The organism is Streptomyces sp. Edi4 (genome assembly GCF_040253615.1).
GTDB lineage: Bacteria > Actinomycetota > Actinomycetes > Streptomycetales > Streptomycetaceae > Streptomyces.
The window spans coordinates 2301050-2324169 of record NZ_JBEJGY010000004.1 but is presented as its reverse complement, the minus strand read 5'-3'; the positions used below and the strand labels follow the sequence as shown (position 1 = coordinate 2324169).

Annotated in this window: 20 protein-coding genes; 9 read left to right on the top strand and 11 right to left on the bottom strand. The window is 73.3% G+C overall.

Annotated features, from left to right (window positions below; all coding sequences use genetic code 11):
• Positions 1–239 precede the first annotated feature (239 nt).
• The 6 genes from ABR738_RS12525 to ABR738_RS12500 all read right to left on the bottom strand — a co-directional run bounded on the left by ABR738_RS12525 (position 240) and on the right by ABR738_RS12500 (position 7822).
• Entirely contained in the window at positions 240–1085 is an 846-nt protein-coding gene (locus ABR738_RS12525) for an ECF transporter S component (protein WP_350230050.1), read from the bottom strand.
• Entirely contained in the window at positions 1082–2809 is a 1728-nt protein-coding gene (locus ABR738_RS12520; RefSeq protein ID WP_350230049.1) for an ABC transporter ATP-binding protein, read from the bottom strand. The genes ABR738_RS12525 and ABR738_RS12520 overlap by 4 nt, the downstream gene beginning before the upstream one ends.
• A complete protein-coding gene (locus tag ABR738_RS12515; RefSeq protein WP_350230048.1) occupies positions 2806–4077 on the bottom strand; it encodes an energy-coupling factor transporter transmembrane component T in 1272 nt (423 codons plus the stop codon). The genes ABR738_RS12520 and ABR738_RS12515 overlap by 4 nt, the downstream gene beginning before the upstream one ends.
• Positions 4078–4083: 6 nt before the next feature.
• Positions 4084–4728, bottom strand: a complete 645-nt coding sequence (locus tag ABR738_RS12510) for an SCO2322 family protein (RefSeq protein WP_350230047.1) — start codon at positions 4726–4728, stop codon at positions 4084–4086.
• Positions 4728–5981: an SCO2321 family membrane protein gene (locus tag ABR738_RS12505; protein ID WP_350230046.1), complete on the bottom strand. Its 1254-nt coding sequence runs from the start codon at positions 5979–5981 to the stop codon at positions 4728–4730. The genes ABR738_RS12510 and ABR738_RS12505 overlap by 1 nt, the downstream gene beginning before the upstream one ends.
• A gap of 779 nt (positions 5982–6760) precedes the next feature.
• On the bottom strand, positions 6761–7822 hold the full coding sequence (locus ABR738_RS12500; RefSeq protein WP_350230045.1) for a Strvi_7410 family MBL fold metallo-hydrolase: 1062 nt from the start codon (positions 7820–7822) through the stop codon (positions 6761–6763).
• Positions 7823–8532: 710 nt separating this feature from the next.
• Here ABR738_RS12500 and ABR738_RS12495 point away from each other — a divergent pair.
• The 3 genes from ABR738_RS12495 (at position 8533) to ABR738_RS12485 (ending at position 10822) form a co-directional block, all read left to right on the top strand.
• Positions 8533–8808, top strand: a complete 276-nt coding sequence (locus ABR738_RS12495) for a hypothetical protein (protein ID WP_350230044.1) — start codon at positions 8533–8535, stop codon at positions 8806–8808.
• Positions 8809–9128: 320 nt separating this feature from the next.
• The gene (locus ABR738_RS12490) at positions 9129–10589 is read left to right on the top strand and encodes an aldehyde dehydrogenase (RefSeq protein ID WP_350230043.1); all 1461 of its coding nucleotides are present in this window, start codon (positions 9129–9131) and stop codon (positions 10587–10589) included.
• A complete protein-coding gene (locus ABR738_RS12485) occupies positions 10589–10822 on the top strand; it encodes a ferredoxin (RefSeq protein WP_350230042.1) in 234 nt (77 codons plus the stop codon). The genes ABR738_RS12490 and ABR738_RS12485 overlap by 1 nt, the downstream gene beginning before the upstream one ends.
• 33 nt (positions 10823–10855) lie before the next feature.
• On the opposite strand, the gene ABR738_RS12480 is transcribed toward ABR738_RS12485, so the two are convergent.
• Positions 10856–11473 carry a TetR family transcriptional regulator gene (locus ABR738_RS12480; RefSeq protein ID WP_350230041.1) on the bottom strand — a complete coding sequence of 206 codons (618 nt, stop codon included), beginning with the start codon at positions 11471–11473 and terminating at the stop codon, positions 10856–10858.
• Between the two features lie 254 nt (positions 11474–11727).
• On the opposite strand from ABR738_RS12480, the gene ABR738_RS12475 reads away from it, so the two are divergent.
• The 4 genes from ABR738_RS12475 (at position 11728) to ABR738_RS12460 (ending at position 15656) form a co-directional block, all read left to right on the top strand.
• Positions 11728–13050 (top strand): glycosyltransferase family 4 protein, encoded by a 1323-nt coding sequence (locus ABR738_RS12475; protein ID WP_350230040.1) that lies wholly within the window; start codon positions 11728–11730, stop codon positions 13048–13050.
• A 121-nt stretch (positions 13051–13171) separates the two neighbouring features.
• Complete coding sequence (locus tag ABR738_RS12470; RefSeq protein ID WP_350230039.1) at positions 13172–13927, top strand: class I SAM-dependent methyltransferase; 756 nt, start codon at positions 13172–13174, stop codon at positions 13925–13927.
• Positions 13924–15000: a prenyltransferase/squalene oxidase repeat-containing protein gene (locus tag ABR738_RS12465; protein ID WP_350230038.1), complete on the top strand. Its 1077-nt coding sequence runs from the start codon at positions 13924–13926 to the stop codon at positions 14998–15000. Before ABR738_RS12470 ends, ABR738_RS12465 begins: the two co-directional genes overlap by 4 nt.
• Positions 15001–15086: 86 nt before the next feature.
• Positions 15087–15656: a hypothetical protein gene (locus tag ABR738_RS12460; protein ID WP_350230037.1), complete on the top strand. Its 570-nt coding sequence runs from the start codon at positions 15087–15089 to the stop codon at positions 15654–15656.
• Between the two features lie 20 nt (positions 15657–15676).
• Here the strand turns inward: ABR738_RS12460 and ABR738_RS12455 are convergent, their stop codons facing one another.
• The 4 genes from ABR738_RS12455 to ABR738_RS12440 form a co-directional block, all read right to left on the bottom strand.
• Positions 15677–16687: an LLM class F420-dependent oxidoreductase gene (locus tag ABR738_RS12455; RefSeq protein ID WP_350230036.1), complete on the bottom strand. Its 1011-nt coding sequence runs from the start codon at positions 16685–16687 to the stop codon at positions 15677–15679.
• A gap of 114 nt (positions 16688–16801) precedes the next feature.
• Positions 16802–17653 (bottom strand): hypothetical protein, encoded by an 852-nt coding sequence (locus ABR738_RS12450; RefSeq protein ID WP_350230035.1) that lies wholly within the window; start codon positions 17651–17653, stop codon positions 16802–16804.
• A 144-nt stretch (positions 17654–17797) separates the two neighbouring features.
• On the bottom strand, positions 17798–18766 hold the full coding sequence (locus ABR738_RS12445) for an N-acetylmuramoyl-L-alanine amidase (protein ID WP_350230034.1): 969 nt from the start codon (positions 18764–18766) through the stop codon (positions 17798–17800).
• 125 nt (positions 18767–18891) lie between these two features.
• Positions 18892–19485, bottom strand: a complete 594-nt coding sequence (locus ABR738_RS12440; RefSeq protein ID WP_350234542.1) for a class I SAM-dependent methyltransferase — start codon at positions 19483–19485, stop codon at positions 18892–18894.
• Positions 19486–19817: 332 nt separating this feature from the next.
• Here ABR738_RS12440 and ABR738_RS12435 point away from each other — a divergent pair, with 332 nt between their 5' ends.
• Positions 19818–21032, top strand: coding sequence for a thiolase C-terminal domain-containing protein (locus tag ABR738_RS12435; protein WP_350230033.1), 1215 nt, complete (start codon positions 19818–19820; stop codon positions 21030–21032).
• 646 nt (positions 21033–21678) lie between these two features.
• Entirely contained in the window at positions 21679–23118 is a 1440-nt protein-coding gene (locus ABR738_RS12430; protein ID WP_502964075.1) for an MFS transporter, read from the top strand.
• Positions 23119–23120 lie beyond the last annotated feature (2 nt).

Below are 23120 nucleotides of genomic sequence, written 5' to 3'. Positions count from 1 at the left end.
GGTGAGCGGACCGGGCGGTTCCGGCGACTCGAACAGTTGTAGCTGGCCCCGGGGGGCGGCCGCAACGACCCCGGTTACTAGTGGCAGTCGCACCCGGGGCGCAACGCCCCCCTCCGTGCGAGGGAGGGAAAGGCCAGCTCAGGGCGGGGATCGAGGGGGCTTTGGATCACGGCATGGGCCCACTAAGTCCGCTCGTAGAGGACCAAGGCCCTGTGGGGGGCCTCACCCTCACGGGACCCTTATGAGCCCTCGAATGTGACCTGGGCCTCGAAGGCGGCGCGCCGCGTGGCCCGCCTCAGCGCCTTGAGGACCGTCGTGCCGAGGGCCGCCGTCAGGACCACGGTGAGCGCGGCCCGGCCCAGGTCCCAGCCCAGCGAGGTGGCCGCGCAGTACGCGAAAAAGCGCAGCAGGTTGTCCTGGAGCGCGTCACCGGGGTGGAAGGAGATGCCCGATGACATGCCGCCGATGAACGTCCAGCCCTGGAGGTTCATGACCGTGCCGTACGCGAACGAGGCGAGCGCGCCGTACAGGGCGAGCAGCGCGATCTCGGCGCGGCCGCGCAGCCGGTGCGGGCCGGGGAGCAGGCCCGCGCCCATCGTGAACCAGCCCATCGCCAGCATCTGGAACGGCATCCACGGGCCGACCCCGCCGGTCAGCAGGGCCGAGGCGAACATCGTCACCGAGCCGAGGACGAAGCCGAAGCCCGGGCCGAGCACCCGGCCGCTCAGCACCATCAGGAAGAACATCGGCTCCAGACCGGCTGTGCCCGCGCCGAGCGGGCGCAGCGCCGCGCCCACGGCGGCGAGCACCCCGAGCATCGCCACCGCCTTGGCGTCCAGGCCGCCGTCGGCGATGGTGGCGACCACCACACCCACCAGGAGCGGGAGCAGCGCGGCGAAGAGCCAGGGGGTGTCCCGCGCGTGCGCGAGCCCGGCGTCCGCGTCGGCGAGCAGGGGCCAGCCGAAGGCGGCGACGCCGATGAGGGTGATCAGGCAGAGGGCCACGACCGCGCGCGGGCCGAGGCGGACGGGCGCGGTCGCGCCGGTGGCGCGGGGCCGCCGCGCGGGCCCTGTGACGCGGGTCATACCAGGGCCTCGCGTACCTGCGGGACGGTCAGCCAGTGCTGCGGGGCGAGGATCTTGGCGACCTGGGGGGCGAAGGCGGGCGAGGAGAGGACGACCTCGGCGGTCGGGCCGTCCGCGACGACCTCACCGCCCGCGAGGATCACGACCCGGTGGGCGAGCTCGGCGGCCAGCTCCACGTCATGGGTGGCCAGGACGATGGCGTGCCCTTCGGCGGCGAGCGCGCGCAGCACCGTGACCAGGCGGCCCTTCGCCGCGTAGTCGAGGCCGCGGGTCGGCTCGTCCAGGAGGAGCAGGGGCGGGCGGCCGGTCAGCACGAGTGCGAGGGCCAGGGCCAGGCGCTGGCCCTCGGACAGGTCGCGGGGGTGGGTGTCGTCGGCCACGCCAGGCAGCAGCTCGCGGACCAGGTCCCGGCAGCTTCCCGGGGCGGCGCCCGCGTCCTCGTCGGCGGCGGCGCACTCCGCGGCCACCGTGTTGGCGTACAGCAGGTCGCGCGGCTCCTGCGGTACGAGGCCGACCTCGCGGATCAGGTCGCGCGGCGGGGTGCGGTGGGGGGTGCGGCCGCCCACGGTGACCGATCCCGAGGTGGGCTCGATCATGCCGATGAGGGTGTTGAGCAGCGTGGACTTGCCCGCGCCGTTGCGTCCCATCAGGGCGATGGTCTCGCCAGGGGCGACGGTGAGGTCCACCTGGCGCAGGGCCTCCACCCGGGCGCGGCGTACGGCGAGGGCGCTCACGGTGGCGACGGCGGCGTGGGTGGGGGTGTGCGGGGGCCGGCGGAACAGCGTGGCCAGGGTCCGCCTCGGCGCGGCGGGGGCGGGCCGCCCGGCGCCGCCCGGGCGGGGGGCCGCTCCCGGCCCTTGGGGCGCTTGTGATGTGTGCGGCAGTGGGGGCCTTCGGCCGGGGGTGTGGGAAGACAGGCGCTCGCGCAGGGGGGCGGCCAGGCGGCGGGCGTCCCGCACCGACAGGGGGAGCGGGGACCAGCGAGCCAGCCGGCCGAGGGCCACCACCGGGGGGTGGACCGGGGAGATCTTCATGATGTCGGCGGGGGCGCCCATGACCGGCGGGGCGCCGGGGGCGGGGAGCAGGATGACCCGGTCGGCGTACTGGACCACCCTTTCCAGGCGGTGCTCGGCCAGCAGGACCGTCGTGCCCAGGTCGTGCACAAGGCGTTGCAGGACCGCCAGGACGTCCTCGGCCGCCGCGGGGTCGAGCGCCGACGTCGGCTCGTCAAGGACCAGGACCTTCGGGTGCGGCGTGAGCACCGAGCCGATCGCGACGCGCTGCTGCTGGCCGCCCGAGAGCGTGGCGATCGGGCGGTCGCGCAGCTCCGCGAGGCCCAGCAGGTCAAGGGTCTCCTCCACCCGGCGGCGCATCACGGCGGGAGCCAGGCCCAACGACTCCATTCCGTAGGCCAGTTCGTCCTCGACGGTGTCGGTGACGAAGTGCGCCAGTGGGTCCTGGCCCACCGTGCCGACCAGGTCGGCGAGTTCGCGCGGCTTGTGGGTGCGGGTGTCGCGGCCGTCCACGGTGACCCGGCCGCGCAGGGTGCCGCCGGTGAAGTGCGGGACGAGGCCGGAGACGGTACCGAGCAGGGTCGACTTGCCGACCCCGGACGGTCCGACGAGGAGCACCAACTCCCCTTCAGGGACGGTCAGTTCGACCCCCTGGACGGTCGGCTGCGCGGCGGAGTCGTAGGTGACCGACACGTTCTCGAACCGGATCACGTGGACTCCTTGGGAGGTACGGGTGCGACGAAGGCGGGGAGGAGACCGGCGAGCAGGGACAGTGCGGGCCACAGCGGCAGGCCCGGCGCGGTCAGCGGGACGACGCCGACGGTCAGGGCCTCGGAGGCGTACGTACCCGCCCAGAGCGTCAGCGCGGCGACGGCGACGCCGGATCCGGCCACGAGCAGGGAGCGGGCGCCCCAGCGGTCGGGGCGGTAGCGGGTGCGGATCTGGCGCCGGCCGCCCAGACGCAGTCCGGCGAGGCACGCCAGCAGTCCGGCGACCAGGACCGGGGCGCCGTACCCGGCGCCCTGTGAACCGAGCAGCCCGTACGTACCGACGCACACGCCGAGCAGGCCGCCCAGGGTCAGCGCGGTGGTGGTGTGGCGTACGGGGGCGGGGACCTCGGCGCTGCGGCCGTAGCCACGGGCGTCCATGGAGGCGGCGACGGCGACGGAGCGTTCCAGGGCGCCTTCGAGCACGGGCAGGCCGATCTGGGCGATCGCCTTGATGCCGCCGGTGGGGCGGCCGCGCAGTCTGCGCGCGGTCCGCAGGCGTACGACGTCGGCGACCATGTTCGGCGCGAACGTCATCGCGACGACGACCGCGACGCCGGCCTCGTACAGGGCGCCGGGCAGTGACTTGAGGAGGCGGGCGGGGTTGGCGAGGGCGTTCGCCGCGCCGACGCAGATCAGCAGGGTGGCCAGGCGTACGCCGTCGTACAGGGCGAAGAGCATGCCCTCGGCGGTGACCCGGCCGCCGACGCGGATGCCCTTCGCCCAGTCGGGGAGCGGGAGTCCGGGCAGCGTGAACAGGGTGTGGCTGCCGGGGACCGGCGAGCCGAGGACCAGGTTGAAGGCGAGGCGTACGGCGACGACGAACAGGCCGATCTTGAGGAACGCGGTGTAGGAGCGGGCCCAGGGGGCGTCGGTCTTGCGGGCGGCCACGACGTAGCCGGCGACGCCGACGAGGAGGCCCAGCAGGAGGGGGTTGTTCGTGCGTGACGCGGCGGTGGCGAGACCGAGCGCCCAGAGCCACCAGGCGCCCGGGTGCACGGCGTTGCTCCGGGACGCGGAGGGCGGGGCGAGCCCCAGGCCCAGGGCCCTGGGTACGCGCCCGGGCCCGGCCGGGGTGGTCAGCGGCCGTGTCCCGGGCGGGCCCTCGTTGCCGCCCGTCCCGTGGGGCGCGCTCGCCGTCGGCGCCTGCGACCGGCCGTCCGAGGCCGGCGGGGGGAGGGCTGGGCTGGGGCCCGGGGTGCTGGGGGGCATACCGCCTCAGTTCCCGCGGCGGCGGCGGGACTGCCAGATCGCCGCGCCCGCCAGGGCCACGACCGCGGCCGCGCCGGTGAGCAGGCCGGCCGAGGGGCCGCCGCCGGCGTTGTCCTTCGCGGCGGGTTCCGGCGCGGGGGCCGTGTCGCCCACCTGCTCGCCGCAGCCCGCACGCGGGTAGCCGTTGATCGCGCACAGCAGGGCCGCGCTGTTGTAGCGCAGCGGCTTGGCGACGGCCGCGAGCGCGTCCGCCGTGGTGGCGTCCGGGGCGACCTGGGCGCAGGCGGTGCGCGGCGCGGGCGGGGTCTCGCCCCGCGCGGCGTCCTGCGGCGTACCGAAGTCGATGACGAGCGCGACCCGCTTGGTGCCGTCCTTGGTCGGTGTCGAGCCGCACACCGCCTCGAAGGACGGCGCGGAACGCGGCTTGGTGGCGTCCTGGGAGTCCGCGCTCACCGCGAAGCGGAATCCCTCCACCGCGCCGTCACCGGGGTGCGCGGACGCCGGGCCCTGGGTGGCGTACGTCCAGGCGTCGCCCGCCAGGTCCCAGAAGGACCAGTACCGGTACCCGGCGGCCTGTGCCTGGCCCGTGCCGGCGGCCAGCGCCACCAGCGTGAGGAGCAGCGCGGCCAGGGAAGCGAGTCGCGAGCGCATCAGAGTCGCTGGTTCTTCTTGCGGCCGCTGATCAGGAAGCCGACGCCGATGCCGGCGAGCAGGCCGACGCCCACGATCCACCAGACGGAGATGCCGTCGTCCTTCTTCTCGTCGTCCTTCTTCTTGGTCTCGTCGGCCGGCGCCGAGGAGGACGCGGCGGCCTTGGGCGCGGGGCCGGTGGCGTTGAGGGCCTTGACGAGGTCGGTGCCGCCGAAGTTCTTCGGGTCGGCGCCGGCCGCGTCGGCGGCGAAGACGAGCTGGGCGTAGGCGGCCGGGCCGTTGTCCTTGGCCCAGGCGGTGGCGTTCTTGGCGAGCCAGTCGGCGGACTTCTTGGCCTGGTCGGGCAGGCCCGCGGCGGCGAGGGCGACGACCGCGTCGGCGGTGTTGCCGTAGTCGGGCTGGTCGGTGGCGCCCGGCATCGCGGACTTCAGGAAACCGGTCGGTGCCAGCGTCCTGGCGAGGTAGGCGGCGCCGTTGTGCGCGCCCTGCTCGGGGGTGGCGGCCTTCTCGCAGGCGGCGCCCTTGGTGTCGGCGGCGCCGGCGGTGGCGGTGAGGCCCTTGCCGAGCGAGCCGGTCACGGCTGCGGCGGTCGCGTCGGCGTTGGCGTACAGCTTCTGCGTCTTGGGGTCGGGCTGGAAGGCGAAGGCGCCCGCGCCGTTGGGGTCGTCGCAGGGCAGCGCGAAGGTGAGCAGCGCGTCGAAGGGGGTCTTGCCGCCCTTGGCGGACTTCACGTCGGCGGGCTTCTCGCCGGCGGCGGCGAGGGCACCGATCACGATCGCGGTGGAGTTGGCGTCGCTGCCGCCCATGCCGGGCGTGTACGGCCAGCCGCCGTCGTCCTGCTGCACGGACTTCAGCCAGGTGACGCTCTTCTTGACGGCGTCGGTGTGGCCGCCGACCGCGACGAGTGCCTGCACGGCGGCGGAGGTGGCGTTGGTGTCCAGCTTGGCCGGATCGCACGCCTTGGCGGGGTCGGCGCGGAAGGACATGAAGGAGCCGTCGGCGCACTGCTGCCCGGCGAGCCAGGCGATGGCCTTGTCGGCGGGGGAGACGGCGGCCTTCTCCTGGGCGAGGAAGGCGAGCGACTGCCGGAAGACTCCGTCGAACTGGGGGTCCTTCGTGCCGTACAGGCCCGGCGGGACCGCGGCGGGGGGCGGCGTGCCGTCGGCGAAGGCGGCCGGGGCGGCTGCGCCGATGGCGGCGGTGGCTGCGGCGAATGCTGCGGCGACTGCTGCGGCGCGGCGGCGTACGGTCATGGCGGGCGGTGCCTCTCCTGCGGGGGAGCACGGGCACGGGCGCATGCTGCACCCGGCTCCGGCTCCGTGTACCTCGACGGTGCCGGTCACCTGCGGTGTGCGGGTGACGGTGAGCCGGTCATGCGGTGACGGGGCATTCCGGCTTGCCCCCAGTGGGGGTGGCTCACGGAGCCGAGAGCCCTGGGGAAGGGGCGGCGCCGGGGTCGCGCCGGGTTCCCCCCGTACGGGCATGACGACGACGCGTCCACCTTACCGGTGGGGTTCAGCAGCGGGGGGCAGGGGCCCGGGCCCCTGCCCGAAACCCGGTCCGCTCTCGGCTGCGGACCGCGACTGGCCGCCCGCGCGCTTCCCCGCGCCCCGGAGGTTCTGGTCCGCCCTCGGGCGCGGGCCGTGCGTGGCTGGTCGCGCAGTTCCCCGCGCCCCTGAGCATCCGGTGCTGGCCGGCACGGGCATCCTCGGCCTGTGGCCGCAGTCCCTGGCAGGGGCCGCGCCGGCCCGCATACGCATACCCAGCCCGTCCGGCGATTGAGGACGAGCGCCCTTCAGGCGCGAACGGGGTCTGGGGCGGAGCCCCAGGAGTGCCGGCTGCGGGCCGTGCGTGGCTGGTCGCGCAGTTCCCCGCGCCCCTGGCGGGGGCGATGCTGGCCCACGTCGGCATCCTCAGCCTGTCATGGGGGTCCCCCCTGGCCCTTAAGGCCTTGGGAGAGATTGAGGACGAGCGCCCTTCAGGCGCGAAGGGGGTCTGGGGCGGAGCCCCAGGCGCCAGGGTGCGGGACGGGCTACAGGGACCGGTACCGGACGGGCCCCGCGTCCGGGGGCTCGAGGCGTTCGACGCGGCCCCTCTTCTCCAGCCGCCGCACATGCGCCTCCGCCTCGGAGACGGCAATCGTGCGCGACCCGTACGGAATCTGCTCCCAGGGCCGGTTCCACTCCATGCGCTCGGCCAGCTGCCACGGCGTGAGCGGCGTGGAGAGCAGGGCGAGCAGCCCGTTGAGGCGGTCCTCGTGGTGGGCAAGCAACTGGGCCACCCGAGCCTGCGCGCCCGTGAAGGGATGCTGGTGCGCGGGCAGCACCTCCGCGACCCCGAGCCGCCCGACCCGTTCGAGGGAGTCGAGATAGTCGCCCAGCGGATCGGTGCAGGCGGCGTCGTCGGGGTCCTCGTACAGACCGATGTGCGGCGTGATGCCGGGGAGCAGGTGGTCCCCGCTGAACAAGCGGCCGTTTCCCGGGAGTTGGGACGGATGCGCCTCCTCCAGGTGGAGGCAGACGTGGCCGGGCGTGTGCCCGGGCGTCCAGATCGCGCGGAGCCGGCGCCCGGCCAGCGGCAGCAGCTCGCCGGGCGCGATCTCGCGGTCGGGCAGCGCGGCCCGCAGCCCCGGCAGGGTCCCCGTGCGCCCGGACGCGCGGGCCTCCCGCAGGGGAGCGAGGTGTTCCTCGGGCGCCCCGGCGGCCGCGAGCTTGGCGCACAGATAGGTGAGCCAGAGCCCGGGTTCGGCCGCCCGGGTGCGGCGTACGACGGCCGCGTCGGCGGCGTGCATCGCGATCCAGGCCCCGGACGCCTCCCTGACCCGGCCGGAGAGCCCGTGGTGGTCGGGGTGGTGATGGGTGATGACCACGCCGTGCACGTCACGGACCTCCGTACCGAGCGCGCGCAGCCCGGCCGTGAGGATGTCCCAGGACGCGGGGTCGTCCCACCCGGTGTCGACGAGGACCGGACCCCGGTCGGTGTCGAGGAGGTGGACCAGGGTGTGGCCGAGCGGGTTGTCCGGTATCGGCACCTTGATGGAGTGGACGCCGCCCCCGTGGTCGGTCACCTGAGGAGCGGCCGGCTCCTGCGACATGGAGTCCTCGTCTCTTCGGTGTCCTGCGGATGTACGGCCGACGGCACGTATCACCGTCACTATAACGAGAACTGACGGATCGTCAGTCATTGCGCGGCGAAACCACCGGCAGTCCCGAGGGCGCCCCGTCCCGCGACTGAGACGCGCGCCACACCGCGCGTCCAGGTGGTCCGGCCACCACGTGCACCGGCCAATCACCGCGCCCACCAGGGCCTTTGGCGCCCGTGCCCGCACCCGGCCCTTGCCTCTGTCAGGAGGCGACAACATATCGGCGCTGGCTTTGTGCACGATCCCATGGGCGGCGCCGGGCACGGCACATGCACTCTGAGACATCCACTCCGGATGCCCGGCCCAGCCGGCGGGCCCCGCGAGGGACGTTGACAACTCCACAGCCCTATCGCGCACCACATGGCGCCACTTGAAGGCGCGTCGCCGACAAGAGCCGAACCGGTCCCTCCGGGGCGGCCTCGTCAACAAGTGCCGCACCCGGTCCCTCCGGGAGCTCTTCAGTAAGGGGAGTCGCACCCGACGCCAGTCGTCCTACGGGTGTCCTCCCGTGGCAGATCCCGATCCGGTTGCCTCCCCTGGGGGCGGCCGGGTCGGCCGACCGGCTGTCTCCCGGCCGAACAGACCGAGCGGCAGCCACCGCAAGAGCACCACCAGCGTGACCCTCGCGATAGGGAGCGGTTTTGGAACGGTTCCAAGAGTGGATGCTTTGGTCGCACTACGCAGTCGTCATTGGCGAGATCCTGCGCTGGTGCTGGGAGGCCTCGCGGTACGCCGCCGCGGGCCGCCGAGCCAGGAGGGAGCGCCGTCAGGCGCCCGTCGACACCACCTACATCACCTACAACGCCAACACCTACAACCTCGTCTACGCCCCGACCTTTCAGGTGGTCAACCCTGAACCAGGTCGGCCCCCGGCACTGCCGGAGCCCCCACCGGGATCCGGGCTACCAGAGGTGCTGAGGGACATCCGGCGGGGGTGAGGAGCGGGCCGGGTTCGGAAGCAGGATCAGTGCCTCCGACCCCGGCCCCGCGATCGGCCCTCCGCAGCCGGCGGGGGGCCTTTCGCGTGGGTGCCCTCATTCCTGGCCCGCACCGGAGTTGGGGGCCGGTGCGATGCCCACGTCCATGATGGCCGTGGAGACGCGGATCACAAGCCGATTGCCGGACCTTTAACGCGCTCGCTACGCACTTGTGCGGTAGGGGGCCGGACCACGCGCGCCCCCGGCCTCCGCCGTGGACTCCTGCAACGGGAACTGGTATCAGTTCTGAAACAGCGTCAGGTCCCGGGAGGCACCAGGTCATGACCGAACTCGTGGAACACCGACAGCTCTACATCGGCGGGGAGTTGACCGACCCCCTCGGCTCCGGCGTCATCGAGGTCATCTCACCGCACACCGAGGAGGTCATCGGCCGCGTCCCGCACGCCTCGCCGGCCGACGTGGACCGGGCCGTCGCCGCCGCGCGCACGGCGTTCGAGTCGGGGCCCTGGGCGCGGGCCACGCCCGAGGAGCGCGTCGAGGTGGTGTCGCGGATCAAGGACGCGATCCTCGCGCGGCACGAGGAGATCGCCCGGACGATCAGCGCGCAGAACGGCTCGCCGTACTCCTGGAGCGTGCTCGCCCAGGCGCTCGGCGCGATGATGGTGTGGGACTCGGCCATCACCGTCGCCCGTCGATTCCCGTACGAGGAAAGGCGATCGGGCGCGCTCGGCCCGCTCCTGGTGCGGCGCGAGCCGGTCGGTGTGGTGGCGGCCGTGGTGCCGTGGAACGTGCCCCAGTTCGTGGCCGCCGCCAAGCTCGCCCCGGCGCTGCTCACCGGCTGCTCGGTCGTCCTCAAGCCGTCGCCCGAGACGCCGCTGGACGCCTACATCCTGGGCGAGATCGCCGCCGGGGCCGGGCTGCCCGAGGGCGTCCTGTCCATCCTGCCCGCCGACCGCGAGGTCAGCGAGTACCTGGTCGGGCACCCCGGCGTCGACAAGGTGGCCTTCACCGGGTCCGTCGCCGCCGGCAAGCGCGTGATGGAGGTGGCCGCGCGCCACCTGACCCGCGTCACCCTGGAGCTCGGCGGCAAGTCGGCCGCGGTGATCCTGCCGGACGCGGATCTCGAGGCGGCCGTCGCCGGTGTCGTCCCCGCCGCCTGGATGAACAACGGGCAGGCCTGCGTGGCCCAGACGCGCGTCCTCGCGCCGCGCGCCCGCTACGACGAGTACGCCGAGGCGTTCGCCGCCGCCGCCAACGCGCTGGTCGTCGGGGACCCGATGGACTCGGCCACCCAGGTCGGGCCGCTGGTCGCCGAGCGCCAGCGGCGCCGCTCGCTCGACTACATCCGGATCGGCCAGGAGGAGGGCGCAAAGATCCTCGCGGGCGGCGGCCGCCCCGCCGGGCTCGACCGTGGCTGGTACGTCGAGCCGACGCTCTTCGGCGAGGTCGACAACACGATGCGCGTGGCCCGCGAGGAGATCTTCGGGCCGGTGATCTGTCTGCTGCCGTACGAGGACGAGGCCGAGGCGCTGCGGATCGCCAACGATTCCGCGTACGGGCTCAGCGGCAGCGTGTGGACCGCCGACGTGGAGCACGGCATCGACTTCGGGCGCCGGGTGCGCACCGGCACCTTCAACGTCAACACCTTCAGCCTCGACATGCTCGGCCCCTTCGGCGGCTACAAGTCCTCAGGTCTGGGGCGGGAGTTCGGGCCCGAGGGCTTCGGGGAGTACCTGGAGCACAAGATGATCCATCTGCCCGCCGGGCATGGGGGTGCGTGATGGGCGACCGCTGGCACGTCGAGGTCGACCGGAGCGTGTGCATCGGCTCCGGCATGTGCCTCCATCACGCCCCGGACGGCTTCCGGCTCGACGCCGCGCGCCAGTCCCATCCCCGTACGCCCGATTCCGACGCCGACGAGAACGTCCTGGCCGCCGCCGAGGGCTGCCCGGTCGAGGCCATTTCGGTCACTCTGCTCGGCACCGGCGAGAGCGTCTTCCCGCCCGAGGAGTGAGTCCCGGCGGCCCCGGACGGCTCCGACAGCCGGTCAGGGGCTCGGCGGGGCGGTGATGTCGATCAGTTTGCAGACCGTTTCGATGTCGATCTTGACCTGCGCGATGGAGGCCCGGCCCGAGAGCCAGGTGATCAGGGCCGAGTGCCAGGTGTGCTCGATGACCCGGACGGCGGAAAGCTGCTCCGGGCTCGGCCGGTCGAGCCCCATCGCGTCGAGGATGATCGCCGTGGTCTGCCGCGAGACGGTGTCCACCTCGGGGCTGACCGAGCGGTCCGCGAAGGTGAGCGCCCGCACCATCGCGTCCGCCAGATGCGGCTCGCGCTGGAGCGCGCGGAAGGCCCGCATGAGGGTTTCGGCCACCCGCTCGGCCGAACCGGCGCCGGACGGCGGATGCTTGCGCAGCGTGCCGTGCAGGTGCTGCAACTGGTCCTGCATCGTGGCGACCAGCAGATGGATCTTGGAAGGGAAGTAGCGGTACAAGGTGCCGAGCGCGACCCCCGCGGCCTCGGCCACCTCGCGCATCTGCACCGCGTCGAAGCCGCCCCGGCCGGCCAGCTGGGCGCTCGCGTGCAGGATGCGGCGGCGCCGGGCCTCCTGGCGTTCGGTCAGGGCAGGGGAGGCCGAGGTGGCCGCCTTGACTTCCGCTGTCATATGTACCGTTCCGTTTGTCCGCTTCCCCGGCTTCTCCGGCGTTCTCTGCCACGGTCTTGGGCGGCCCAGCATGGCAGGGGCCCCGTGGTGGCGCGAATCACCTGATCCGGCCCTTACAGTCGCACTACCTGCCGGTAGATTCGATGCTCCTTGAGTGATCAAAGCACGCTCAAGAAGGATCAAGTCTGGAACTTGTTCTAGATTAGCGCGAGCGGTTACGCTCCGGCGAAACGCAGTGATGAAGGGGGCCGCGAGTGACCGCTGAGGCCATAGAAGCAAGCCCCCGCACCGGGGACGCCGACCGCGCGGACGAACGCCCGCTGCGCATCGCGCTCCTGACCTACAAGGGGAACCCGTTCTGCGGCGGCCAGGGCGTCTACGTGCGTCACCTCTCGCGCGAACTGGCCCGGCTCGGCCACCACGTCGAGGTCATCGGCGCCCAGCCCTACCCCGTGCTCGACGAGGGCGTCCGGCTCACCGAGCTCGCCAGCATGGACCTCTACCGCTCGCCCGACCCCTTCCGCACCCCGGCGCGGGAGGAGTACCGGGACTGGATCGACCACCTGGAAGTCGCCACCATGCGCACCGGCGGCTTTCCCGAGCCGCTGACGTTCTCGCTGCGCGCCCGGCGCCATCTGGCCGGACGCCGGGGCGAGTTCGACGTCGTGCACGACAACCAGACCCTCGGCTACGGCCTGCTCGGCGACATCGGCGCGCCCCTGGTCACCACGATCCACCACCCCATCACCGTCGACCGCAGGCTCGAACTGGACGCGGCCCCCGACTGGAAGCGCCGCGCCTCGGTGCGCCGCTGGTACGGCTTCACGCACATGCAGAAGCGGGTCGCCCGCCGGCTGCCCTCCGTGCTCACCGTCTCCGGCACCTCCAAGGGTGAGATCGTCGACCACCTCGGGGTCCGCGAGGATCGCATCGAGGTCGTGCACATCGGCGCGGACACCACCCTGTGGTCGCCCGATCCCGCCGTCGCCGAGGTGCCCGGCCGCGTCGTGACCACATCGAGCGCGGACGTCCCGCTCAAGGGCCTGGTCTTCCTCGTCGAAGCCCTGGCCAAGGTGCGCGCCGAGCGTCCCGACGCCCACCTCGTCGTGGTCGGCAAACGCGCCGAGGACGGACCGGTCGCCCAGGCCATCGAGAAGTACGGGCTCGCCGACGCCGTCGCGTTCGTCAAGGGCATCACCGACGCCGAACTCGTCGACCTCGTACGCTCGGCGCAGGTCGCCTGCGTACCGTCGCTGTACGAGGGCTTCTCGCTGCCCGCCGCCGAGGCCATGGCCACCGCCACCCCGCTGCTCGCCACGACCGGCGGCGCCATCCCGGAGGTCGCGGGCCCCGACGGCGAGACCTGCCTCGCGGTGCCACCCGGCGACGCCGGCGCGCTGGCCGGCAAACTCACCCGGCTGCTCGGCGACGCGGAGCTGCGGACCAGGCTCGGCGCGGCGGGCCGCGAACGCGTCCTGGATCGGTTCACCTGGGCCCGCGCCGCCGAGGGCACGGCCCGGCTCTACCGCGAGGCCATCGCCGCCCAGGGCCGCCCGGCCCGGAAGGCGGCCAGGTGACCCGGAGCGCGAGCGCCGGACGCCCGGCGTCCGGCCGCCGCGGCCCAGGGGGGTGCCTGGTGACGCGGCGCCCCCAAGACCACGCCCGACCCCATCCCCCCGTCCGCGAAAGCAGGCATCCGTGCTGACCGTCGACTTCTCCCGCTTCCCGCTCGCCCCGGGCGACCGCGTGCTCGACCTGGGCTGCGGCGCGGGCCGGCACGCCTTCGAGTGCTACCGGCGCGGCGCCCAGGTCGTGGCCCTCGACCAGAACGGCGAGGAGATCCGCGAGGTCGCGAAGTGGTTCGCGGCGATGAAGGAGGCGGGCGAGGCACCCCAGGGCGCCACCGCCACCGCGATGGAGGGCGACGCGTTGAACCTGCCCTTCCCCGACGAGTCCTTCGACGTCGTGATCATCTCCGAGGTCATGGAGCACATCCCCGACGACAAGGGCGTGCTCGCCGAGATGGTCCGCGTCCTCAAGCCCGGCGGCCGCATCGCGGTGACCGTGCCGCGCTACGGGCCCGAGAAGGTCTGTTGGGCGCTGTCCGACGCCTACCACGAGGTCGAGGGCGGCCACATCCGCATCTACAAGGCCGACGAGCTCATCGGCAAGATGAGGCAGGCCGGTCTCAAGCCGTACGGCAGCCACCACGCGCACGCGCTGCACTCGCCCTACTGGTGGCTCAAGTGCGCCTTCGGCGTGGACAACGACAAGGCGTTGCCGGTCAAGGCGTACCACCAGCTCCTGGTCTGGGACATCATGAAGACCCCGGGCATCAGCACCCTGACCCGGCTCGCCGAGCGGGCGCTCAACCCGGTCGTCGGCAAGAGCTTCGTGGCGTACGCGACCAAGCCGCACCTGCCCGTGCCGGCGGAAGAGAGCGCCGCCAAGTGACCTCTCCGGAGCGCACCGAACACCTCGTGCTGCCCGGGGTGCTCACCGCGGCCGAGGCGCGCCAGACGGTCGCGGCGCTGCTCGCGGCGCAGCGCGCCGACGGCGCCATCCCCTGGTTCCGCGGCCACCACCTGGACCCCTGGGACCACACCGAGGCCGCGATGGCGCTGGACGCGGCGGGCGAACACGCCGCCGCCGAGCGCGCCTACGACTGGCTGGCCCGCCACCAGAACGCGGACGGCTCCTGGTACGCCGCCTACCACGACGGCGCCCACGACAAGGTCACCGACCACGGCCGGGAGTCCAACTTCGTCGCCTACATCGCTGTCGGCGTCTGGCACCACTACCTCGCCACCGGCGACGACGCCTTCCTCGACCGGATGTGGCCCATCGTGCTGGGCGCCGTCGAGTGGGTCCTGGCCCTTCAGCAGAGCGGCGGACAGATCGGCTGGAAGCGTGAGGAGGACGGCAGCGCCGTCACCGACGCGCTGCTCACCGGCAGCTCCTCCGTGCACCACGCGCTGCGCTGCGCGCTGGCCATCGCCGACCAGCTCGAAGAGCCGCAGCCGGACTGGGAGTTGGCCACCGGCGCGCTCGCCCACGCCATCCAGCGTCACCCCGAGCGCTTCCTCGACAAGTCCCGCTACTCGATGGACTGGTACTACCCCGTCCTCGGCGGCGCGCTCACCGGCGCCGACGCCAAGGCCCGCATCGAGGCGCTGTGGGACGACTTCGTGGTGCCGGGGCTCGGGGTGCGCTGTGTGCTGCCCAACCCCTGGGTCACCGGCGGCGAGAGCTGCGAACTGGCGCTCGCACTGTGGGCGATGGGGGAGTCCGACCGCGCCCTGGACGTCCTCCAGTCCATCCAGCACCTGCGGGACGGGGCGACGGGCATGTACTGGACGGGGTACGTCTTCGAGGGCGACCGCGCGGTGTGGCCGGAGGAGCTGACGACGTGGACGGCGGGGTCGCTGCTGCTCGCGGTGGCGGCGCTCGGCGGCGACGAGGCGACCGGGGCCGTCTTCGGCGGCGACCGGCTCCCCAGGGGCCTCGCGCCGTCCTGCTGCGGCTAGGACGACCCGTACGGAGTCGCCCGGGTGGCGCAGTGCGGCGGTGCGGGTGAGGCTGCCGGGGAGGCCGAACATCCCCGGAGGTCATCGTGCCCACTACCTTCCCCATCCGCCGCATAATCGTGGCGGTCGTCCTGTCCTGCGCCGTTCTGGTGCCGACGACCGCCTGCGGCGGAGCGACCAGCTCCACCCAGAGCGCCGCGCTCGCCGCGGCCGAGAGCGCCCCGTCGCCGAGCGCGTCGGCCGAGCGGCAGAAGCTCGCCAAGACGCGCTTCGTCGCCAACGCCGGACTCGCGGCGGGCGCCGCCTACCAGTGGATCGTGAAGCCGTACAAGGCCGGCAAGTTCAAGAAGGGCGCCAAGGGCCGTACGTTCGCCCTCGTCAAGGCGGGCCTGGCCGGAGCGTTCACGTACAACCGGCTGAAGGCCGCGTCCGAGAACGCCAAGGGCGACCCGCTGCTCTCCAAGGCCGTCGCGCCCCTGAGCTCCGGCATCGACTCGCTCAAGAACCTGGGCGGCAAGCTGCGCAAGGGCGACGCGAACGACCAGGACGTCGGCATGTTCCAGAACGTGATCGACGGCGTCAAGGGCGCGGGCCAGAAGGCGGGCGCCCCGGTCAAGGACCAGGTGCCGTCGGCCGGCCAGCTCAGCGGCGGCTGAGCCGCGTCTGAGAGGCGCGGCTAGGCGTTCAGCTCCGCGAGCGTGCGGAGCGTCAAGGGGTCCGGTGAGGTGACCAGGAGGTCCGTCACCGGGCCCCCGCGCCACAACTCGAGCCGCTCCGCTATGCGTTGGCGCGGGCCCACCAGGGAGATCTCGTCCGCGAACGCGTCCGGCACGGCCGCGACCGCTTCCTCGCGGCGGCCACCGAGGAACAGCTCCCGCACGCGGCGCGCCGCCTCCTCGTACCCCATGCGCGCCATCAGATCGGCGTGGAAGTTGCGGGTGGCGTGGCCCATGCCGCCGATGTAGAAGCCCAGCATCGCCTTGACCGGAAGCAGCCCCTCGGCGATGTCGTCGCACACCTGGGCCCGCACCAGCGGAGCCACCATGAAGCCCTCGCGCAGCCCCGCGAGGGCGTCGGCGTACGCCTCGGTGCGGGTCGGCGACCAGTACAGCGGGAGCCAGCCGTCCGCGATGCGGGTGGTCTGGGCGATGTTCTTGGGGCCCTCGGCGCCCAGGAGCACGGGCAGGTCCGGGCGCAGGGGGTGGGTGATGGCCCGCAGAGGCCTGCCGAGGCCCGTGCCGTCCGCGCCCGCGTAGGGGTGGGTGTGGAAGCGGCCCGCCAGCTCCACCGGTCCCTCGCGGCGCAGCACCTGGCGGACGATGTCGACGTACTCGCGGGTCGCGGTGAGCGGGCTCGCGGGGAAGGGGCGCCCGTACCAGCCCTCGACGACCTGCGGCCCCGAGAGCCCGAGGCCCAGCATCATCCGGCCGCCCGAGAGGTGGTCGAGGGTCAGGGCGTGCATGGCGGTCGCGGTGGGGGTGCGGGCCGCCATCTGCGCGACGGCGGTGCCGAGGCGGATGCGGGAGGTGTGCGCGGCGATCCAGGTCAGCGGGGTGAAGGCGTCCGAGCCCCAGGCCTCCGCCGTCCACACCGAGTGGTAGCCCAACTCCTCGGCCGCGCGGGCCAGTTCGAGGTGGGCGGGGTTGGGGCCGCGCCCCCAGTAGCCGAGTGCGAGTCCCAGGCGCATGCGCGTCCCCTCCCGTGTCCGGGCGCCCGAACCTGACGGGCCGTCAGGGGACTGTAGGGCAACGGCCCCCCGCCCGGAAGGGGCGGAGGGCCGTCGTGGAGCGGTGCGGGCGGATCAGCCGCGCTGGATGCCGGTGGTGTCCTGAAGGACGCCGCGGCGGCCGTCCTGCGTCTGGGCGACCAGGCCGGGACCGCGCTGGTCGACCGCCAGGTACCAGGTGCCGGGGGCGAGCTCGGCGATCGGGGTCGGCGAACCGTCCTCCGCGTACAGCGGGCGGGCGACGGGGACCGCGAACCAGAACGGGGCGAAGTCGCCGGCCGGGGCGCCGGCGGCGGCGGGCTGTGCCTGGGTGTCCTTGGCCGGCTCGGCGGCCGGAGCCTGCGCGCCGTACGCCTGGGCACCCGGCTGGCCGCCGAGGCTCGGGTCACCAAGGTGGGCGCCGTAGGGCTGCTGGGCGGCGCCGGGGTAGCCGTAGCCGCCCGCGGGCTGGGCCGCGCCCGGGTATCCGTACCCCTGCGGGGCAGCCGGGCTCGGGGTGCCCATCAGCGGCGCCTTCAGGGCGCCGACCAGCGGGGTGGCTACGGCCGCCCCGGCCAGCACCAGCGCGGCGATGAGGCCGAGGATCATGCCGGCGCCCGAGCCGTGCGCGTCGATGATCGTCCAGAACGCGGTCCACGCGGCGAAGACGGTGAAGGCGACGCCGAACTGGGTGAGGTCGAGACCCGCGACCTTCTTGGGCTGCGGCAGTGAACGGCCCACGACGACGAGCACGGCGCCGATGATGCCGCCGAGGAACATGCTCATCAGCAGCGAGAGCGAGTCCCAGGCGTTCGGGGCGGCGATGCTCGGGCAGTACGGCCCGGAGCAGCTCGGGGCGGACGTGAGATTCAGGAACGAGGCGATGAACAGCAACACCGCCGCACCGATCACCACGCCGTCGCCTCGTGTGAGGGAGCGGATGTTCACGTAAAAGTCCTCTTTTGTGTCGTCTCGTCGGGGCGGTCATCGCTGCCGCCGGTGTACGTGCACACGGCGTGAAGCTGTAGGTGGTTCCCCCTGTGCGGAAGAATCTATCGTCTGGATCCGTGGGCCGTACGGCGGGTCGGGAGCCTACCCGGCCAGGAACGCCATAATGCCGTCGGCGATCCCCTGCGCGGCCTTCTGGTGCCAGTCCGCGCTCTTGAGAAGCGCCGAATCCCGGGAATCACGCATGTTGCCGCACTCGATGAACACCTTCGGAACGGTCGACAAGTTGAGCCCGCCGAGGTCGCTGCGCACGTCGAGAGCGGTGCCGTCGCCCACGTAGTTGGAGGCGTTCATGCCCGTGTCCTGGGCGAACTTCCCCGCGATCCGCACACCGAGTTCACGCGAGGGACCCACGATGGGCGCGGTGTCGGCGGCCCCGCCCTTCACCTTCGCGGGCAGGATGACGTGGAAACCGCGCTGGCCCTCGGCGGCGCCGTCCGCATGCACCGACACGGCGGCATCCGCCTTGGCCTGATTGCCGATCCTGGCCCGCTCGTCCACACACGGCCCGAATGTCCGGTCGTTGTCGTAGGTGAACACGACCTTCGCGCCCTGCTTTTCGAGGATCGTCCTGATCCGGTGCGCCACATCGAGGGTGAACTCGGCTTCCGTATAACCGTCGTTGGTCTCGGTGCCGGTGGTGTCGCATTCCTTCTTGTTCGTTCCGATGTCCACCGGCTCATTGATCTCTTTTGTATGCCGGAAATTATTCGGATTGTGACCAGGATCGATGACGACCGTCTTCCCGGCGAGCGGCCCGGCGCCGGATCCGTCCCGCGGCGGGGAGGAGGGGCCGGCGGAGCCCGGGCGCGGGGTGCCCGTGACCGTCAGGGTCGCGGTGCCGGTTCCGGGGCGCGCGGACTGTTCGGTGCGGCTTGGCTGGGGCAGCGCGTTGGGCTGCTTGTCGTCCTGGCCGCCGGGGCCGCCCACTGCCTGCCACGCGAGCCACCCCGCAAGGACGGTCGGCGCGAGCGCCGCGAGGGCGACGAGGGCCCGGCGGCGCACGCGGCGCGACCGGCTGTCCGGATTCGATGACTCGCTGTCGTACGACACGCAGGCGATGCTAGCCGCGCCACCCCGCCCGGCCCGGGCACGCGACACCCCGAAGTGTCACGCCCGGCCCGGGCACGCGACACCCCGAAGTGTCACGCCCCGCCCGCGCCGTCGCGGGCCCCGTATCACAGCGCGGCGGACGTCCGGCGCAGAACCCGCAGCGAGTCGGTCGCCGAGACCTCGGTGAACGCGCCGGACTCCAGGGCCCGCAGATAGACGCGGTAGGGAGCCTGGCCGGTGAACTCGTCCACCGGGTCGGGGAAGACGTCGTGGATGACCAGCAGGCCGCCCTCGGCGAGCTTGGGCGCCCAGCCCTCGTAGTCGGCGCTCGCGTGCTCGTCGGTGTGGCCGCCGTCGATGAAGACGAGGCCGAGCCGCCCGCCCCACACCCGGGCCACCTGCGGGGAGTGCCCGACCACCGCGATGACGTGGTCCTCGAGGCCCGCCGCGTGCAGGGTCCGCCGGAAGGTGGGCAGCGTGTCCATCCGGCCCACCTCGGGGTCCACCACGGTCGGGTCGTGGTAGTCCCAGCCCGGCTGCTGCTCCTCACTGCCGCGGTGGTGGTCGACGGTGACGGCGAGCGTGCCGCACTCGCGGGCCGCCTCGGCGAGCAGGATCGTGGAGCGCCCGCAGTAGGTGCCGACCTCCAGGAGGGGAAGGCCGAGCGCCCCGGCGGCGGTCGCGGCCGCGTACAGCGCCAGTCCTTCCCGTACGGGCATGAAGCCCTTGGCCGCCTCGAAGGCGGCCAGGATCTGCGGCTTGGGAGTGGCCACGGCCGGGCTCCTTGGGGTGTGGGGTGTCTGGGCGCTCCATGGTGCCGTACGCCGCGTGGGGGCTGCCCGGCGGGCGGGTGGCCCGGGCGGGCGGGGCGGACCGCGCCGGCGCGCCGGGCTCCCGACCATCTGACCTTCCGTCAGATTGAAACGTGTTCTACTCTTGCGCCGTTCCGGGTCCAGCTCCATGCCGTCGCCGAGGGCGTCCTCGGCCCGCCCCGAGACTGAAGGGTCCCGCTGCCGTGAACAGTGCGCTGAAGAGTTCGATGAAGAGGGCGATGAAGAGTTACGTCGTGGGTGTCGGCATGACCAGGTTCGAGAAGCCGCAGTCCCGCGACTGGCAGTACTGGGACATGGTGAAGGAGGCGGGGGGCGCGGCGCTCGCGGACGCGGGGATCGACTACGGCGCGGTGGAACAGGTCCCCGTCGGCTACTGCTTCCAGGCCTCGACGGCCGGTCAACGGGCCGTGTACGAACTGGGGTTGACCGGCGTGCCCGTCTACAACGTCAACAACAACTGCGCGACCGGGGCGAGCGCGCTGATGCTGGCGCGGCAGTTCGTCGAGGGCGGCGTCAGCGACTGCGTCCTCGCGATCGGCTTCGAGAAGATGAAGCGGGGCGCGCTCGGCGGGGGCTCCGACGGCGGCGACTTCGCGACCTCGCCGGTGGCCCGGCACTACGGGGTCATGGCGGCCCGCCACGGCTTCGAGATGACACCGCCCACCGCGCAGATCTTCGGCAACGCGGCGCGCGAGCACATGGAGCGGTACGGGACGACCCCGGCGCAGCTCGCCGCGGTGGGCGCCAAGAACCACCGCCACTCCGTGCACAACCCCAACGCGCAGTTCCAGGACGCGTACACGGTCGAGGAGGTCCTGGCCGCGAAGACCATCCACCGGCCGCTGACCAAGCTCCAGTGCTCCCCGACGTCCGACGGCGCGGCGGCGGCGGTCGTGGTGTCGGAGCGGTTCGTGGACCGGCGCGGGCTCGGCGACAGGGCGGTCGAGCTGGCCGGCCAGGCCATGACGACCGACACCGAGGAGTCGTTCGCGTCGGGCAGCTGCGTCGACGCGGTGGGGGCGCCGATGTCGCGGGAGGCGGGGCGGCAGGCGCTGGAGCGGGCGGGGCTCGGCATCGACGACGTCGACGTCATCGAACTGCACGACTGCTTCTCGATCAACGAGCTCTTGACGTACGAGGCGTTGGGGATGTGCGCGCCGGGGGAATCGGGGAAGCTGGTGGAGTCCGGGGTGACGACGTACGGCGGCCGGTGGGTGGTCAACCCGTCCGGCGGCCTGATCTCCAAGGGGCACCCCTTGGGGGCGACGGGACTCGCGCAGGTGGCGGAGCTGGTGTGGCAGCTGCGGGGGGTCGCGGGGGCGCGGCAGGTCGAGGGCGCGCGGGTGGGTCTCGCGCACAACATCGGGCTCGGCGGTGCGGCGGTGGTCACGGTCCTGCGCCGCGAGCCTGCCGGGGGCGCGGGGACTGGCTGAGGCCGCCCATGCGGGCCGGCGCGGGCCCTGCCGGGGGCGCGGGGGCTGGCTGGGTATGTCCATGCGGGCCCGCATGGACCCCGCCAGGGGCGCGGGGGCTGGCTGAGGTTGCGCATGCGGGCCAGCACGGATCCCGTCAGGGGCGCGGGGGCTGGCTGGGTATGCCCATGCGGGCCCGCATGGACCCCGTCAGGGGCGCGGGGACGGGCTGAGGTTGCGCATGCGGGCCAGCACGGACTCCGTCAGGGGCGCGGGGAACTGCGCGATCAGCCACGCACGGCCGGCAGCCGGGGTTCCTGGGGATCCGCCCCAGACCTCCGTTCGTGCCTGAAGGGCGCTCGTCCTCAATCTCCCCAAGGCCTTGAGGGCCAGGGGGGACCCCCTGACGGGCTGAGGTTGCCCATGCGGGCCCGCACGGATCCCGTCAGGGGCGCGGGGACTGGCTGAGGTTGCCCATGCGGGCCCGCACGGATCCCGTCAGGGGCGCGGGGACTGGCTGAGGTTGCCCATGCGGGCCCGCACGGATCCCGTCAGGGGCGCGGGGACTGGCTGAGGTTGCCCATGCGGGCCCGCACGGATCCTGTCAGGGGCGCGGGGAACTGCGCGGGGCCGGACCAGCCTTCGGCACGCGAAACCCCGTGCGACCATGACTCGCATGGCCCACGCCTCCAGTGACACCCACATAGCCGCCCCCGCCAAGACCCCCCGCACCTGGCCGGTCGTCGCGGCCGCGTGTGCGGGGCAGTTCCTCGTCGTGCTCGACGTGTCCGTCGTCAACGTCGCCCTGCCCTCCATGCGCACCGGCCTCGGCATGAGCGCGGGCGGGCTGCAATGGGTGGTCAACGCGTACGCCATCGCCTTCGCCGGGTTCATGCTGCTCGGCGGACGCGCGGGCGATCTGTACGGACGCAAGCGGATGTTCCTCGTGGGTCTCGGCCTGTTCACGCTGGCCAGCCTCGGCGGCGGCCTCGCCCAGGAGGGCTGGCAGCTGCTCGCGGCGCGGGCCGCGCAGGGGCTCGGGGCGGCGGTCCTCGCGCCGGCCACCCTGACCATCCTGACCGCCGCCGTCCCGGAGGGCGCCGCCCGCACCCGGGCGATCGGCACCTGGGCGGCGGTCGGCGCGGGCGGCGGCGCGGCGGGCGGACTGGTGGGCGGCGTGCTCACCGACGCCCTGTCCTGGCGCTGGGTGCTGCTCATCAACGTGCCCGTCGGCGCGCTGGTTCTGCTCGGCGCCGTGCTCTGGGTCACCGAGTCGCGGGCCCGCGAGCGCCACCGGCTCGACCTGCCAGGCGCGGTCCTCGTGACGGCGGGGCTCGCGACGCTCTCGTACGGCATCGTGCAGACCGAGGAGTCGGGCTGGGGCGCGCCCGCGACGCTGGTCCCGCTGCTCGGCGGCCTCGGCCTGCTGCTCGCGTTCCTCGTCGTGGAGAGCAGGACCGCCGCGCCCCTGATGCCGCTGCGGCTCTTCCGGCTACGGGCCGTCTCGGGCGCCAACGCCGTGATGTTCGTGTGCGGTTCGGCGATGTTCTGCACCTGGTTCCTGATGACCCTGTACGCCCAGAACGTGCTCGGCTACACCCCCCTGGACGCGGGCCTCGCCTTCATCCCCAGCTCGCTCAGCGTCGTCCTCGGCTCGAAGCTCGCCCCGCGCGTCATGCCGTGGACGGGTGCGCGGAACCTGGCCGTGCTCGGCATGCTGGTGACGGCGGCCGGGTTCGGCTGGCAGTCCACGATGCGCGCCGACGATCCCTACTGGCTCTCCATCCTGGTGCCGGGCGTGCTGATGATGACCGGCGCGGGCCTGGCCACAACTCCCCTTGCTTCACTGGCCACTTCAGGGGCGGCGCCGGGTGAGGCGGGCCTGGTGTCGGGCCTGATCAACACGTCCCGGACGATGGGCGGCGCGCTGGGCCTCGCGGTGCTGTCCACGGTCGCGGCGTCCCGGACCGGCGCGGTCCAGAGCGCGGAGAACCTGACCGCCGGGTACGCCCTGGCCTTCCGGGTCGGCGGTTTCGTCCTGCTGGCGAGCGTGGCGCTCGGCCTGGCGTGGCTGCCGAGGGCGACGGGCCCGGCCCGGCGGGGCTGAGG

What these genes read in the sequence shown, in the direction of transcription:
- ABR738_RS12525 (WP_350230050.1), bottom strand. Translation starts at nt 1,085, where the DNA reads ATGACCCGCGTCACAGGGCCCGCGCGGCGGCCCCGCGCCACCGGCGCG.
- ABR738_RS12515 (WP_350230048.1), bottom strand. Translation starts at nt 4,077, where the DNA reads ATGCCCCCCAGCACCCCGGGCCCCAGCCCAGCCCTCCCCCCGCCGGCC.
- ABR738_RS12510 (WP_350230047.1), bottom strand. Translation starts at nt 4,728, where the DNA reads ATGCGCTCGCGACTCGCTTCCCTGGCCGCGCTGCTCCTCACGCTGGTG.
- ABR738_RS12505 (WP_350230046.1), bottom strand. Translation starts at nt 5,981, where the DNA reads ATGACCGTACGCCGCCGCGCCGCAGCAGTCGCCGCAGCATTCGCCGCA.
- ABR738_RS12500 (WP_350230045.1), bottom strand. Translation starts at nt 7,822, where the DNA reads ATGTCGCAGGAGCCGGCCGCTCCTCAGGTGACCGACCACGGGGGCGGC.
- ABR738_RS12495 (WP_350230044.1), top strand. Translation starts at nt 8,533, where the DNA reads ATGCTTTGGTCGCACTACGCAGTCGTCATTGGCGAGATCCTGCGCTGG.
- ABR738_RS12490 (WP_350230043.1), top strand. Translation starts at nt 9,129, where the DNA reads ATGACCGAACTCGTGGAACACCGACAGCTCTACATCGGCGGGGAGTTG.
- ABR738_RS12485 (WP_350230042.1), top strand. Translation starts at nt 10,589, where the DNA reads ATGGGCGACCGCTGGCACGTCGAGGTCGACCGGAGCGTGTGCATCGGC.
- ABR738_RS12480 (WP_350230041.1), bottom strand. Translation starts at nt 11,473, where the DNA reads ATGACAGCGGAAGTCAAGGCGGCCACCTCGGCCTCCCCTGCCCTGACC.
- ABR738_RS12455 (WP_350230036.1), bottom strand. Translation starts at nt 16,687, where the DNA reads ATGCGCCTGGGACTCGCACTCGGCTACTGGGGGCGCGGCCCCAACCCC.
- ABR738_RS12440 (WP_350234542.1), bottom strand. Translation starts at nt 19,485, where the DNA reads ATGCCCGTACGGGAAGGACTGGCGCTGTACGCGGCCGCGACCGCCGCC.
- ABR738_RS12435 (WP_350230033.1), top strand. Translation starts at nt 19,818, where the DNA reads ATGAAGAGTTACGTCGTGGGTGTCGGCATGACCAGGTTCGAGAAGCCG.
- ABR738_RS12430 (WP_502964075.1), top strand. Translation starts at nt 21,679, where the DNA reads ATGACTCGCATGGCCCACGCCTCCAGTGACACCCACATAGCCGCCCCC.